This window comes from Aliivibrio sifiae, from assembly GCF_002954715.1.
In the GTDB taxonomy this organism is placed as follows: domain Bacteria; phylum Pseudomonadota; class Gammaproteobacteria; order Enterobacterales; family Vibrionaceae; genus Aliivibrio; species Aliivibrio sifiae.
The window spans coordinates 589,388-604,347 of sequence record NZ_MSCP01000001.1 but is presented as its reverse complement, the minus strand read 5'-3'; the positions used below and the strand labels follow the sequence as shown (position 1 = coordinate 604,347).

Sequence of the window (14,960 nt, the reverse complement as noted above, 5' to 3'; positions counted from 1 at the left end):
AAAGAACTACTCTGAGCGGTAGTTCTTTTGGTATACCCCTTCAGGCATTTGACTGATATGAAATTCAATCATGTTATCGAACGCCGTTAATATCGAATCAAATTTCTCCGTATCATTACCTTTACTTACGTCACTATCCAGTTGGTTCAGCACGTGATAACCCGCTTCTGCTGTTGATAACGCATTATCTTTAGGTGCTTTACGAACTCGATAATTACCAGATAATTCAGTATCAAGATGTACTTTTGGTAAAGCATGAAAATTGGTTGAAAGTTGCCACATTTTATACGCTTTTTTCCATGTACCATCTAATAAAATTACACGCTGCTTTTTCTCAACATGATTCAACGACGATGAAATTGCTTGGCTAGTTCCATCCAAGAATAGGACTTGGTGGTGGTAACTATCATCAGCTAATAATTGGTTTAGCTCCGTATGATCGGTAAAGTTTTCACCAATAAAAGTACGGCAATTAGTTAAACTTAACGATAAAATTTTAGCCGTCCCTAATGGTCGCTTAGCTTCTGTTGGATGCTGTAGTATGATGAGTTCAATCTCTGTTGAGATTGGCTTTATCCACTCACAGATACAGGCTTTTTTTGTTTTTAGGCATTGAAGACAAAATCGAATCACAAGGAACCTTTGTTTTGTTGAAATTACTCTTTCCCATTTTAGTTATGCTTGGTCTTGCACAGCTAACTCTGGTATCTGATTTTTTTGTTTGGGATAGAAGCTTAATTTTACAAGGCGAGATATGGCGATTAATCACAGGTAATTTCACCCATACTAACCTCCCTCACTTAATAATGAACTCTGCCGCTCTAACCGTATTTTGTTTTATCTTTAAGGATATATTAAATCCAAAAAAACTATGGGGTCTATTGTTTTTTATAAGCTTAATGACCGGGGTACTTTTATTGCTGTCCCCAATCCAATCTTATGTTGGATTATCAGGAGTGTTACATGGTTTATTTATTTGGGCTGCAATTGAAGACATAAAACAAAAACGCAACACTGGGTGGTTATTGTTAATTGGTATTATCACTAAGATTTGCTGGGAGCAATACTTTGGAGCAAGTGCTTCAACCATTTCTCTTATCAATGCAAAAGTCGCAACAGAAGCTCATCTTATTGGAGCATTCAGTGGTGGAACACTCCAATTAGCTACGCGCTTAATTACTCTTAGTAAAGTTTCTGACGACCCAAAATAGAATGAGATAACGTTGTGCCATCAACTAACTCTAACTCTCCCCCCATAGGGACACCATGCGCGATTCGGCTCGCACTTACTTGGTGTTCTTGGCATAACTCTGCAATATAATGAGCAGTTGCTTCACCTTCAACCGTCGGGTTCGTTGCCAGAATGACTTCCTTGATATCACCACGGCCTAAGCGATGATCGAATAAATCTAATCCAATATCACTAGGACCAATACCATCAAGAGGGGATAAGTGCCCCATAAGTACAAAATAACGTCCAGAAAACTGCCCTGTTGCTTCTACTGCTACAATATCTGCAGGACTTTCAACAATACACAGCTCACCACTAACTTGACGCTTTGGATTCAAACAAATAGAACAAGTATCTTCTTCTGTAAATGTTCGACATTCAGAACAATGACCGATTTCAGACATAGCACGAGAGAGAGAATCAGCTAATTGCATTCCGCCTTGGCGATTACGCTGCAAAAGATGAAATGCCATTCGTTGAGCTGATTTTGGACCAACCCCCGGAAGACATCGTAACGATTCCATTAATTGTTCTAATAAACCACTTGTACGCATAGTTTTTTTATATTCCAGAAAAGAAAAAGGCAGCCACTTAGCCGCCTAATTTTACCAAGATAAATACGAATAATCTGTCTTGATTTTTATCATTTAAGATAAATTAAAATGGCATTTTAAAGCCCGGTGGCATTTGCATTCCACCAGTAACACCAGCCATTTTTTCTTTTTGTGTTTCTTCGATACGACGAGATGCATCATTGAACGCTGCTGCGATCAAATCTTCTAGCATTTCTTTTTCGTCTTCTTCCATTAAACTTGGATCAATCTCAACACGGCGAACACTGTGAGAACCAGTGATCGTTACTTTAACAAGACCTGCGCCTGATTCACCAGTCACTTCTGTATTTGCGATTTCTTCTTGTACTTTCTGCATGCGATCTTGCATTTGCTGGGCTTGCTTCATTAAGTTGCCCATGCCGCCTTTTCCACCGAACATAATAATTCTCTCTTAAGTTTACTTCTTTAATATTAAGAAAATGGGGGTAAAAAATACCAATTTCAACCCACATTGAATATTTTTACTTTAGATAATGCATACCACTATTTTATATTGGTCTAACACTTTCTTGATCTATTTCTGCACCAAACCTCTGCATAAAGAAATTCACGTGCGGATCTTGTTGCAAACTCTGATATGCCGCCTGCAACTTAGCTTGATACATTTGTTCACGTAACTCTAAAGGACTTACCCCTGCAGAACTAATATCAATCGATACAGTAACGTCTTTATTTAATGCTTTGCTTAATTCTTGAGTGATCTGTTCGTTAGCTTTATCTCTGTCCAAGTGAGCTTGTTCTGCTCTCAAATGCAATGACACTTGATTACCCTGTTCAACAAAAGCCGAATTTAACACTAACTGTTGGACCAGTTTTGGTAATGTTAAAGACATCGCTAACGCTGACCATGCATCTTTTTGAGATGACTCATCAACCAACTGCTGTACCATTTCTGGTGACTTTTCATGCTCTAATGCTTGCTTAAGCTTAGTTGGTGTAATGTCACTAACAACTCTTTTGGCTTCTGGTTTCGTCGATTTCCAACGATACGGTTCTTCTGGTTTTTTCTCTTGTGTTGCTGGATTTCCAATTTGCGACACCTGAGTACGAGGTGCTAAATGCTGCTTTTCAGCAATACGTTCTAGCACTGAACTCGTTTTTTTATTATCGGATGCCGCACTAACCTTTTTTGAGCCAGTACCATTGGTTGTATTCGTTAAATTATTTTTAGCACTACGCAATTGATTACGCACACCTAACAAACCACTTTTAGGAGTTGCTACAGGCTCTTGTTGTACTGAAGATACAGAAGGTGATGGTTGTTGCATCGTTTGATGCGATTCGCCCATCGGTGGTGCATCATACCTTGGTGGTTGCTCTGAATGCATTGGTGGTATATTTTGCACCGACGCATAATTCTGTTGTTGATTTTGTTGAACTGGTGGCACGCTAGGACGTGACATCGGTTCTTGCCCCCTTGCTGCTGGCTGTCTATTAGTTAGAACGCTTTGAGAAGATGCAGCTTGAATTTGAGAGCTTTGAGGCGCAACTTGTGGCTCTACCGCAGGAACAGCAATGGGTTGTGTCTCTAATACTTGAGCATGAACGGGACGAAATGCCACCATTCTTAATAACATCATTTCAACGCCCGTTTTTTCACTTGGCGCTAACGGCAAATCTTTACGACTTTGTAATGCAATTTGATAAAATAGCTGAACTTCTTGAGGAGACAATTGATTGCTCAATAGCTCAATACGTTCTGCATCTGGTTGAGATTTATCAAGTGTTGCAGGCAATGCTTGATACATAGCGAGTTTATGAAGTTGATTTGCAATCTCTTTTGCTAAACCATCCCATTCAATTCCCATATCAGCCAAATCATTTACGCAGCTCATTAATGTCTGCATATTCTTGGTACTAATGGCTTCTAGAATACGAACCGCTTGATCGGTATCTAACGTTCCTAACATTGCTGACACGATATCAGTGGTTACCGAGCCATTTCCAAGAGCAATAGCTTGGTCTGTTAAACTCAGTGCATCACGCATACTGCCATCAGCCGCATGAGCGATTAACCCTAACGCTCTCGCATCTTTAGTGACTTCTTCTTTGTCTAAAACAAAATCAAGTTGCTCGTGAATTTGATCAACACTGATGTGCTTTAGATGAAACTGTAAGCAACGAGACAAAATCGTCACAGGTAGTTTCTGTGGATCGGTCGTTGCTAATAAAAATTTGACGTATTCTGGCGGCTCTTCCAATGTTTTTAATAAAGCATTGAAACTGTGGCGCGACAGCATATGAACTTCATCGATCAGATAAACCTTAAAACGACCACGCGCAGGCTTATATTGAACATTATCAAGTAGTTCACGAGTATCTTCTACCTTGGTTCTAGAAGCCGCATCGATTTCAAGTAAATCAACAAAACGTCCTTCGTCAATTTCTTTACAAGTAGAACACACACCACAAGGTGTTGACGTGATCCCCTCTTCACAGTTTAAGCCTTTAGCAAATAAACGTGCAATGGTAGTTTTACCTACACCACGAGTTCCACTAAACAGATAAGCGTGGTGAAGTCGATTATGGTCAAGCGCGTTTTCTAACGCAGTAAGCACATGAGGTTGGCCAACAACATCTTTAAAATGATGTGGACGCCACTTACGCGCCAGAACTTGATAGCTCATAGAATACAGCCCAAAATAAAATAGATCTAAATCGTAGCACAGCAAAAAAATGAGATCTCCCTTGATAAAGAAATCTCACTCAATTTATTGTGTATATGAAGAATTAGTGACCAGCAAACTCACAGATGCTGTATACGTTTAGCCCTAGGCCCTCTAAACGTGTTTGACCACCAATTTCTGGTAGGTTGATAACAAAAGCGGCTTGCTCTACTTCACCACCAAGTTGGCGGATAAGTTTTACTGTTGCTTCAATGGTTCCACCAGTCGCTAATAGGTCGTCAACAACAAGTACTTTATCACCTTCAACAATCGCATCTGTGTGGATTTCTAACGTATCTGTACCGTATTCAAGATCATACGTTTGAGCAATAGTTGGACGAGGCAATTTACCAGGCTTACGAACTGGAATAAAACCAACACCTAATTCTAATGCCAATGGCGCACCAAATAAGAAACCACGTGCTTCTGTACCAACAATCTTAGTAAAACCACCTTGCTTGTACTTTTCTACAAGTAATTGAATTGTCGCTTGGTATGCTTTTGGGTCTTCCATTAAGCTTGTTACATCACGGAACATGATGCCTACTTTTGGGTAATCAGGGATTGATTTAATGCTATTTCTAATCAGTTCTACTGTTTTTGTCGACATGGTTATATGACCTACTTTGCCTAAATTTGGCATTAAAATAAATTAACCGACTTATGTTATTCACTTTCTTTGCTATGAGCAAGTCATACCAGCCGAGATGAGTCGTTGATCAAGCAATGCCAAAGAATAAAAATCACGATGTTGGGATGGTAGAAAACCAATAAAGAAGCGCAATAGCAAACATTACAAGCATCACTTTTACCCACAAAATGGGCGCGAGCGTTATCGATAATAAGAAACTTAAAATTATCATAATAATGGCTTTCTTTTTTATCGATGCTTTAATTGTTTTGTGCTTTTGCCACTCAACAATAGAAGGGCCTAATTTAGGATGAGAAATAAGCCAAGTATGAATACGCGGAGAGACACGCATAAAGCAGACACTCGCTAGTAATAAAAAAGGTGTTGTTGGTAGTAAAGGTAAAAATAGCCCAACAAAACCAAGAATAAGCGCGGTGGCCCCAAGAACAAACCAAAGCACTCTGCGAGTAAAATGCAAATCAACATCTCTATTTAGATAAGGGGCTTTATTATGATCCTTTCTTAGTCAAAGAATCAATCTAGAATGCATTCAGTTCTAATTTAAAACTGCTACACCCTAAGTTATTTAATAACAGACTATTATGATCAGAGATAGGAAAGCGATGAACCTGGTTTTTAGCTGCATTCAATGTTAATTGACCATCAGCACGAAGAACATGACGCTCAGTGTTATTTTCCCACACAGCATCAAGACCAGCAGAAAGCATAAATAACGCTTGCTCTGCAAAATCAATGTAGCCAAAAATAGCAGACATTGGCTGGGAATGGTCCATGGTTTCCATGCCTTTTTCTATCGACATAACCATCTGAGAAATGGCATTAAGTGAGATATTTTGGTCTCGAATAAAATCATTAAAAAAAGCACGTACCAATAGGCAAGAGATCACTCCGTTATCACCACCAGATTCTGAATCAACCAGATAGAAGAACAAACGCCCATCAAGCAACCATTCATAATCAAAAACCAAAGGCATTCCATCTGTTGATTGTAAAAGTCGATACCCTAACTTCCACTTCCCATGCTGAGCATCACTTTCTGGTAGTAACTCAAACAATAGCTCTCTACCTATATTCGGTTCATTCTGTAAATGGTCTAAATGCCAATGTAATTCATCATTACAGCTTTTATCTAATTCAGAAGTTCTAAACCACTGGCTTGAAAAATCCTGCATTCGAAGAGTGCTTTCTTCGCTTAATTTAAGTGCAGATGCCAACGATTTAATCAAAATAGACACATCACTAATCGGCTTTACTAAAAAATCTTTCGCACCTAATCGCAACACTTTAGCTACGTCTTGCATATCACCAGTACCAGATATGACAATAATAGGCAGCATTGGATATTCCTGCACTGCCTCTTCAACAAATTCGATTCCATTTAAGATTGGCATTGATAAATCACACAGCAATACATCTGGCAATGAATGCTGCAGCATTTGCAATCCTTCTAGTCCATTACTTGCTTCTTTTACATTGCAAGAGTAACTCTCTAAAACCGCTTTTATCATAGAGCGAAAAATAGGATCGTCATCGACTATTAAAATATCTTTATTTAACAGTAAATCTTCTACTGGCGCTTTATTTACATCCACATTTTTTTGACATTGCTCTACCGACATACGACTACCCTCTGCACGTTCCTTCAGCAAATAATGAAAATTCCTTTCATATTTCTAATTATCACTCTAAATAAAGTTAGTTCGATATTGGCTTGAGCACAAATATTTTTAGATAAGATTGTTAATAACTGTTACGTTAAGGGGAAATTCGGTCTTTTATTTATAGATTTTCACTTTAGTTGACTTATAACAACACCTACATTAGGGTTTTAGTTACAATTCATCGTTCGAAAAAAACAGAGAGTATCTTAATATAATGAAGTTAGATGATTTAAATCTGTTTCGACAGGTAGTTGATAATGGCAGCTATACTGCCGCCTCAAGAAAGACACTTATACCTGTTGCGACAATAACTCGTCGTATTCAAGCCTTAGAAGATTCTTTAGATATTCGCTTACTCAATCGTCACGCTCGCAAGCTATCGCTAACCGAAGCTGGACAAAAGTTTTATGATGAATGTGCCCCTATTCTAGCTACCTTGGTAAATACAAGTGAATGCTTAGGGGAAGAGTGTCGTGGTGCTGCTGGAAAACTAAAAATTTCAGCGCCTTCTAACCTAACCAAGCGCATGATCCAACCTATTTTAAATAAATTCATGTTGCTCTACCCTAATATCAGCATCAATTTAACCATGAGCAACCAGCCTGAACAACTTGACCCGACTGATTGGGATATTATTTTCAGAGTTGGTAAGCAACGTGATTCATCTCTTATTGCTCGCCAAATTGGTTCTTTAGAAGATATTTTAGTAGCAAGCCCGACTTATTTAGAAGCAAACTCAGAGCCAACACACGCACAAGAATTGCATGAACACAGTTTATTAAAAGGTCATCCTTTAATGCGCTGGCGTTTAACCAATTGTGAAGGTGAATCAGTGACAATTACTGATGCTGGTCGCTTTGAAGCAAGTGAATTAAATGTAATTCGAATGGCTTGTTCTGATGGCTTGGGGATAACACTCATGCCAGATATTATGATTAGCCAATATATTGAAGATGGTTCATTGGTTCGCGTGCTTAAAAACTGGTCAGCAAACCCTAGAGACATCTATATGGTTTATAATTATAAGAATCATCAACCTGAGAAAGTACGTTTATTTATTGATTTTGTGAGTAATCACATTACTGATTAATATGCCTGATAAATAAAAACAAAAAAGCCTGTGGTTTTCCACAGGCTTTTTAATTGGTAACAAGTTAAGACCTATACACCTTCGTTATAAATATCTAAGCTTGCGATATCTTGGGCTTCACTTTCTTTTTTAGCATCATCACCACGTAACCCTTCTAAATATTCAAGGTAGTTTTGATCAACATCACCTGTAACATAATGAGCATTAAATACTGATGTTTCAAAACGTTCAATTTCACGGTTACCACACCCTACCGCATCAACTAAATCTGGTAAGTCTTGGAAAATAAGAGCATCTGCACCAATTGCCTTACAAATCTCGTCAACTTCACGACCATGCGCAATTAATTCGTTCGCACTTGGCATATCAATACCATATACGTTAGGGAAACGAATTTCAGGCGCTGCTGATACCATATAAACGTTTTTAGCACCTGAGTCACGTGCCATCTCAATGATCTGTTCTGATGTCGTACCACGAACAATTGAGTCATCAACTAACAGTACATTTTTATCTTTAAATTCAGAACGAATTGCGTTCAATTTGCGACGTACTGATTTTTTACGCTCTTGTTGTCCAGGCATAATAAAGGTACGTCCAACATAACGGTTTTTCACAAAACCTTGACGATACGGCTTATTAATTATCTGAGCAATTTCAAGTGCGATATCGCATGAAGTTTCAGGTATAGGTAGTACCACATCAATGTCTAAATGCTCCCATTCACGCTTGATCTTTTCACCAAGGCGTTTACCCATTTCTACACGTGCGCTATACACGGAGATTTTATCAATGAATGAATCAGGGCGAGCAAAGTAAACAAATTCAAAAATACATGGGTTTAGTTTTGGATCATGGGCACATTGCTGCGTATATAAACCACCTTCAAATGGAGCATAAATCGCTTCACCAGGTGCAACATCACGAACAAAATCAAAACCAACCGCATCAAGAGCTACCGATTCAGACGCAACCATATACTCAGTACGCCCCTCGACTTCGCGCTTACCTAAGCATAAAGGACGAATGCCATTTGGATCACGGAAGGCAACCATACCATGCCCAATGATCATCGCTGTAACTGCATATGCACCACGAATTTGGTCATGTACATTAACAACAGTTTTAAAAATATCATCAGGAGTTAATGGGTAGTTTTTTGTCTCATCAAGATGGTGAGCAAAGATGTTGAGTAGAACTTCAGAATCTGAAGTTGTATTAACATGGCGACGTTCTTGTTCAAATAAGGTCTCACGGATTTCATTCGCATTGGTTAGATTACCATTATGCGCAAGTGTGATCCCGAAAGGTGAATTTACATAGAAAGGTTGAGCCTCTGAAGCGCTAGAACTACCCGCTGTTGGGTAACGAACATGGCCAATACCTACGTTACCTTGTAGGCGTTGCATATGTTTTGCTTCAAATACATCTTTAACCAAGCCGTTCGCCTTTCTCAGACGGAAACGATTGCTTTCTATGGTAATAATACCAGCAGCGTCTTGGCCACGATGTTGTAACACTGTCAAAGCGTCATAGATTGACTGGTTTACAGGTGTTGCGCCTACGATTCCAACAATACCGCACATGTCCTAGAGTCCTCAATTTGCTAAAAAACTGGCGCTATTTAGCGCCAGGAAGAAAACTTGATGTATCCTTTAAGTAATCGAAGAACCATTCAATCACTACCGAAAATTGCGGTATTAATTGAGATTGCTTCCACCACTCCGAATCCGATAATGAGGTAAAGGCATCTATAAAGAAAAGAACTGCCGCTATAATAAGCACGCCTCTCAATCCCCCAAAGACAATACCCAATACCCGATCTGTCCCTGATAACCCCGTTTTTTGTACTAATTGTGCAACGACATAGTTCACAACCGCACCAACCACAAGAGTTGCCACAAACAAAGCAGCAATCGCACTGCCATTTCTTATCATTTCATCATGTATATTTGTGAAATAAACGGCCAGTTTGGGATAGAAGTTACTAGCGACAAAAAAGGCGCCAAACCAAATCACTAACGACAACGCTTCTTTAACAAAACCTCTAATCAAACTGATTAAAGCTGATAGGCTAATAACACCTAAAATGACAAAATCGATCCAAATCATAATTTATCTTTTCTCTGTTGCTGCGCATTTTAACAGAAAAATCCGCGACGCAAACGTTTTCTTATGGGTTTAGTGGTGTAAATTTAAGCAATTGACCATTTAAGCCAGTTATTTCTTTTAATTTCGGTAACTGCTTTTCAAGATCCGGTTTAGAAACATCTGGGCCAACAGCAACTCTAACTAAATCACCTTTTTTAGGTTCTTTAGGGAAAGTATGCGCTTGGAAACCTTGCTTACGTAGTTTAAGTGCTAAATTTGTCGCATTGTCTGCATTTCTGAACACGCCAAGTTGGATAATCCAAGCACTCTTTGCGTAATCTATTTTTTCTACTTTCTCAGGTTGTTTTTTCTCAACAATTGAGAGTATTTCTTTTTCTGGTTCTGTTTTTGATGACTCAATAGTCACCTCAACTGGCTCGCCAGGAAGCTCTGCATCAAAATCAATTGGCTCTTGAATCTCAAACTGTTCAACATCTTTTGATAACTCAGGTTTAATTGGAATACTTGCAAACTCTTCTTGGTAATGTTTTTTCTTACCATCAAATAAATCAGGTAAAACAATCACCCCAATGGCAACCAATATGATTGTTCCGACTAAACGTCGTTGAAATGGACTAGACACTCATGTACCTCATGCTTCTTCTTTCCAGTAATCCCATACTTCACCAACCGTATGAAAAGAACCGAAGACTAAAATTAAATCGTCATTATTTGCCTGTGTCAGTGCGACTTTAAACGCCTCTACAGGTGATGAATACTCTATTGCTTCTACTTCTATTACTGCTGTTAACTCACAAGCGTTTGCAGCTCTTGGGCCTGATAGTGATGCAGGATACCAAACATCCACACTTCCCGTGAACTCAGCTAAAGTAGATTTGATATCTTTGTCATGCAACATACCAACTACTGCATGAATTTTCTTATTTGGGAAACGCTGTCTTACTTGTTGTACGAGATAATGCGCTGAATGTGGATTATGTGCCACATCAAGAATAATTGTTGCGTCATTCTCTGTACCGTCACGAGTTAAACGCTGCATTCGCCCTGGTAAACTTGCTGACCTTAACCCCTCAACAATATTAACATCAGTTAACTCTAACCCTGATGTACCTAAAGCCATTATCGCCGTTGCTGCATTTGCTAATGGTAAGTTTGGTAATGGCAAGTTATCTAAGTCAAAAGCCCCACTTTTCCAAGACCATGTTTGGTTTTCAGCATTTACTTGATAATCAAACTGATAACCGACTTGGTATAAATCAGCCTTAATATCATCAGCATGAGCGGCAACACTTGATGGTGGATTAGGTTGGCCACAAATCGCTGGTTTTTCAGAACGGTAAATCCCTGCTTTCTCAAAACCAATCACTTCGATATCGTCACCTAGCCAATCAACATGATCAACCGCGAGGCTCGTAATTATAGAAACATCATGATCGACTACATTTGTTGCATCTAAACGTCCACCAAGGCCAACTTCTAAAAGAACAACATCAACTTGATGTGCTTTAAATGCCCATAAAGCAGAGAGAGTTCCAAATTCGAAAAGGCTCAACGACGTTTCTTTGCGCCATGCTTCAATTGCAGCAAAAGATTGAGTGATAAGAGAATCAGATAAATCATTACCGTTGATACGGATGCGTTCGTTGTAACGAATAAGATGAGGGGAGCTATAAACACCAACACGATAGCCAGCATTAATTAAAATGGATTCCATTAACGCACAGGTTGAACCCTTGCCGTTAGTTCCTGCAACTGTTATTACTGTTGGGGCTGGTTTAGTTAATTTAGCTCGTTGTGCAACACGCTGAACACGCTCAAGGCCTAAATCTATTGCACTTGTATGAATGCTTTCTAAATAACGAAGCCACACCGATAAATCAGATGTGGCTTTCGGAGAATCAAATGGTGTCATAATTCAACTACTTCACTGACGGAATATAGTGACAGTATATATGACTTAGGTTGCTGTTTTAAAGTAAGAACTCGCAACCTTGCCCGCATTTAATTTGATTTTTACTTTGAACCATCAACAGGAACAACTAATGGAGATGACTGATTTGTCATTTTCGCCATTAAACCACCAATACGTTGACGCATTTCACGACGATCAACGATCATGTCGATAGCACCATGTTCAAGCAAGAACTCACTACGTTGGAAACCTTCAGGTAAATCTTCACGTACTGTTTGCTCAATAACACGGCGACCAGCAAAACCGATCAGTGCTTTTGGTTCACCGATATTAATATCGCCTAGCATTGCTAAACTTGCAGATACACCACCCATCGTTGGATCCGTCAATACTGAGAAGAATGGCAAACCTTTACGAGATAAACGCGCTAATGCTGCACTTGTTTTTGCCATTTGCATTAGAGACATTAACGCCTCCTGCATACGAGCACCACCACTTGCAGAGAAGCACACAAGAGGACAGTTGTTTTCAATTGCTGCATCAACCGCTTTAACAAAACGAGCACCAACAACAGAACCCATCGAACCACCCATAAATGAGAATTCAAACGCACAAGCAACAACTGGTAATTCTAATAATGTGCCTTTCATTACGATAAGAGCATCAGTTTCATTACTTGATTTTTGTGCTGCTGAAATACGATCTTTATAACGTTTTGAATCTTTAAATTTTAAAAGATCTTTTGGTTCTAGTTCTTGACCAATTTCTACACGGCCTTCTGCATCTAAAAATGTCTCAAGACGCTTACGTGCTTTCATTCGCATATGATGGTCACATTTAGGACACACTTCTAGATTACGTTCTAGCTCTGCAGAATAAAGCACTTGTTCACATGACGTACATTTCGTCCAAACCCCTTCAGGGATCGATGCTTTACGTGAACTAACAATATTGCTTGTATTAAAAATCTTTTCAAGCCAACTCATGGACGACCTTTCTATTAGTGATCTCTCGCACCATCGCAAGAGAAATAAAATCAATTAAATAGATTAAACCATAAATAATAGCCAGTGTAGATAAAAAACTGGTTGTACCTATTTTCAAGATTGAATCTACCTCTATTTTTTGCATATTAAATACGCATATTTAATCTAAATGAAATATCAATTATCAGCTAAAAATAATGGTCCTAGCGGTACTCGAGGTAATTCCCATTCTTGTGGGTAATCTACATCGATTAAATATAACCCTTCTGCCTTTGCAGTGGCTCCAGCTAACTTACGATCTTTCGCTTCAAGTAACCATTCAATCCATTCTGGTTTTTGCTTACCCTTACCAACCTGAATTAAGCTGCCTGTAATATTACGAACCATGTGATGAACAAAAGCATTCGCTTTAATATCAATCACGATAAAGTCGCCATGACGAGTTACTTTTAAGTGCATCAAATTACGCCACGGGCTGCGAGATTGACAATGGATTGCTCTGAAAGAAGTAAAATCATTCTCACCCAATAAGTATTGACCAGCTTGATGCATTAAATCTGCATCTAAAGGTTCATGATAATGGCTAACACCATGACCTAATATTGCAGGACGTAAACGATTGTTATAGATGATATAGCGATAACGTCGAGCTGTAGCAGTAAAACGAGCATGGAAATCTTCAGTGACTTCTTTTGCCCAACGTACTGCTATATTCTTAGGAAGGTTCGCATTAGCCCCCATCATCCATGCTGCTAGCTTACGAGAACTTGTCGTATCAAAATGAACAACCTGACCTGTACCGTGAACACCTGCATCGGTTCGACCTGCACACATCACTTCAATCGGTTCATTGGCAACAACCGTTAATGCTTTCTCTAGTTCAGCTTGGACACTATTTACGTCCTTTTGACGCTGCCAACCATAATAGTCAGCACCATCATATTCAATACATAAAGCTATTCGCATGATATTTAATTCTTTTAATTCAGTTATACATCATTATAAAAAAAGGCGGGGCACACTGCCACCGCCTTTTTGAGATAGTTCAAAAGAACTAATCAATTTGTTTCATTAATTTTTCAGCTTCAACCTTAAGACCAGGATCATCACAACGTAAAACTTCTTCTAGCAATTCTAAAGCACCTTTGTCATCTGACATTTCAATATACGCTTTAGCTAAATCAAGTTTACTTTGAGCATCGCTATTTACATCAACATCGTGTGCTTCTCGATTATTTAGCATGTCTGGAAATTCATCTAAACCAACATCTAAATTTAACTCTTCTTCTTCAAATTCTGACTTATCACCATTTTCACTTTCAGCAATCAGAGCTTCAATACTTAAAAATCGATCAGCACCATGAGGATCATTTTCAACACTTGGTTGCTCTGACCAATCTTCATCTTCTAACTCTGAATCAGTGTTTGATGTGTTATCTAAATTAAACCCACTCCAATCACTCGCACCATCATCCAACATACTATCAAGATCTAAACCTGAACTATCAAGATGGGTTAATGCTTCTTTTTCTTCATCAGATACACGTGATTGAAAGTCAAAAGCTGCTGATTTATCTTCAGTATCTGATGCTTCATTTTCACTTGTTGGTTCATCAGAAACTACAGATTCAGAATTAATGTTTTCAACATCTTTATCGTCTTCTAAAGACGCTAAAGCATCTTCAATCGATAACCCTTCAAAGCTGCTATCGTCATTTTCAACATCATCAGATTGAGGCAAAATGTCGTCGTTTTCTTTTGAAAAATCAACCGCACTATTTTCTAAGAAGTCATCTAAAGAGAAGTCATTTTCTTCCTCTTCATCTCTATCGATATTAAGCGCTTCAGTTTTACTTTCTTCTTGCTCAGCTTCTGGTTCTAGAAGCTCATCAAGTTCGAACGATGCTTCATCGTCTTCAGTTAGAAGTTCATCATTCTCAACGTCCAACTCTTCTGTTTCACCAAACAAGCCATCAAATTCATCATCAGTTTCTGTAACTAATTCTGATTCCTGTACTTGCTCTGTCGCTTCTAAA

At 38.8% G+C, this 14,960-nt stretch carries 16 protein-coding genes; 2 read left to right on the top strand and 14 right to left on the bottom strand.

Annotated elements, in window-relative coordinates; genetic code table 11:
- Window positions 1-6: 6 nt before the first annotated feature.
- The gene (locus BTO23_RS02730) at window positions 7-633 is read right to left on the bottom strand and encodes a tRNA-uridine aminocarboxypropyltransferase (protein WP_060991397.1); all 627 of its coding nucleotides are present in this window, start codon (window positions 631-633) and stop codon (window positions 7-9) included.
- A gap of 14 nt (window positions 634-647) precedes the next feature.
- On the opposite strand from BTO23_RS02730, the gene rrtA reads away from it, so the two are divergent.
- Window positions 648-1,211 (top strand): rhombosortase, encoded by a 564-nt coding sequence (rrtA, locus tag BTO23_RS02725; RefSeq protein ID WP_060991838.1) that lies wholly within the window; start codon window positions 648-650, stop codon window positions 1,209-1,211.
- On the opposite strand, the gene recR is transcribed toward rrtA, so the two are convergent.
- The 6 genes from recR to BTO23_RS02695 all read right to left on the bottom strand — a co-directional run bounded on the left by recR (window position 1,183) and on the right by BTO23_RS02695 (window position 6,812).
- Complete coding sequence (gene recR / locus BTO23_RS02720) at window positions 1,183-1,785, bottom strand: recombination mediator RecR (RefSeq protein WP_060991398.1); 603 nt, start codon at window positions 1,783-1,785, stop codon at window positions 1,183-1,185. The genes rrtA and recR overlap by 29 nt on opposite strands.
- A gap of 103 nt (window positions 1,786-1,888) precedes the next feature.
- Entirely contained in the window at window positions 1,889-2,224 is a 336-nt protein-coding gene (locus BTO23_RS02715) for a YbaB/EbfC family nucleoid-associated protein (protein WP_060991399.1), read from the bottom strand.
- Window positions 2,225-2,333: 109 nt separating this feature from the next.
- The gene (gene dnaX / locus BTO23_RS02710) at window positions 2,334-4,472 is read right to left on the bottom strand and encodes a DNA polymerase III subunit gamma/tau (protein WP_105062889.1); all 2,139 of its coding nucleotides are present in this window, start codon (window positions 4,470-4,472) and stop codon (window positions 2,334-2,336) included.
- 103 nt (window positions 4,473-4,575) lie between these two features.
- Window positions 4,576-5,121, bottom strand: coding sequence for an adenine phosphoribosyltransferase (gene apt / locus BTO23_RS02705; protein WP_061014245.1), 546 nt, complete (start codon window positions 5,119-5,121; stop codon window positions 4,576-4,578).
- A gap of 133 nt (window positions 5,122-5,254) precedes the next feature.
- Window positions 5,255-5,620, bottom strand: coding sequence for a YbaN family protein (locus BTO23_RS02700; protein WP_105055083.1), 366 nt, complete (start codon window positions 5,618-5,620; stop codon window positions 5,255-5,257).
- A gap of 61 nt (window positions 5,621-5,681) precedes the next feature.
- Entirely contained in the window at window positions 5,682-6,812 is a 1,131-nt protein-coding gene (locus BTO23_RS02695; protein WP_245922069.1) for a response regulator, read from the bottom strand.
- Between the two features lie 226 nt (window positions 6,813-7,038).
- Here BTO23_RS02695 and BTO23_RS02690 point away from each other — a divergent pair, with 226 nt between their 5' ends.
- Window positions 7,039-7,914 (top strand): LysR family transcriptional regulator, encoded by an 876-nt coding sequence (locus BTO23_RS02690; protein ID WP_060991403.1) that lies wholly within the window; start codon window positions 7,039-7,041, stop codon window positions 7,912-7,914.
- 71 nt (window positions 7,915-7,985) lie between these two features.
- Here the strand turns inward: BTO23_RS02690 and purF are convergent, their stop codons facing one another.
- The 7 genes from purF to BTO23_RS02650 form a co-directional block, all read right to left on the bottom strand.
- Window positions 7,986-9,500 carry an amidophosphoribosyltransferase gene (gene purF, locus BTO23_RS02685; RefSeq protein ID WP_060991404.1) on the bottom strand — a complete coding sequence of 505 codons (1,515 nt, stop codon included), beginning with the start codon at window positions 9,498-9,500 and terminating at the stop codon, window positions 7,986-7,988.
- A gap of 34 nt (window positions 9,501-9,534) precedes the next feature.
- A complete protein-coding gene (gene cvpA / locus BTO23_RS02680) occupies window positions 9,535-10,026 on the bottom strand; it encodes a colicin V production protein (RefSeq protein WP_060991405.1) in 492 nt (163 codons plus the stop codon).
- 61 nt (window positions 10,027-10,087) lie between these two features.
- Window positions 10,088-10,648 (bottom strand): SPOR domain-containing protein, encoded by a 561-nt coding sequence (locus tag BTO23_RS02675; RefSeq protein ID WP_061002857.1) that lies wholly within the window; start codon window positions 10,646-10,648, stop codon window positions 10,088-10,090.
- 9 nt (window positions 10,649-10,657) lie between these two features.
- Window positions 10,658-11,938: a bifunctional tetrahydrofolate synthase/dihydrofolate synthase gene (gene folC / locus BTO23_RS02670; RefSeq protein WP_061002859.1), complete on the bottom strand. Its 1,281-nt coding sequence runs from the start codon at window positions 11,936-11,938 to the stop codon at window positions 10,658-10,660.
- A 101-nt stretch (window positions 11,939-12,039) separates the two neighbouring features.
- On the bottom strand, window positions 12,040-12,924 hold the full coding sequence (gene accD, locus BTO23_RS02665) for an acetyl-CoA carboxylase, carboxyltransferase subunit beta (RefSeq protein WP_061014237.1): 885 nt from the start codon (window positions 12,922-12,924) through the stop codon (window positions 12,040-12,042).
- Window positions 12,925-13,101: 177 nt separating this feature from the next.
- Entirely contained in the window at window positions 13,102-13,890 is a 789-nt protein-coding gene (gene truA / locus BTO23_RS02655) for a tRNA pseudouridine(38-40) synthase TruA (RefSeq protein ID WP_061002864.1), read from the bottom strand.
- An 88-nt stretch (window positions 13,891-13,978) separates the two neighbouring features.
- A partial coding sequence (locus BTO23_RS02650; protein WP_281260237.1) for a FimV/HubP family polar landmark protein occupies window positions 13,979-14,960 on the bottom strand: 982 nt, incomplete at its 5' end.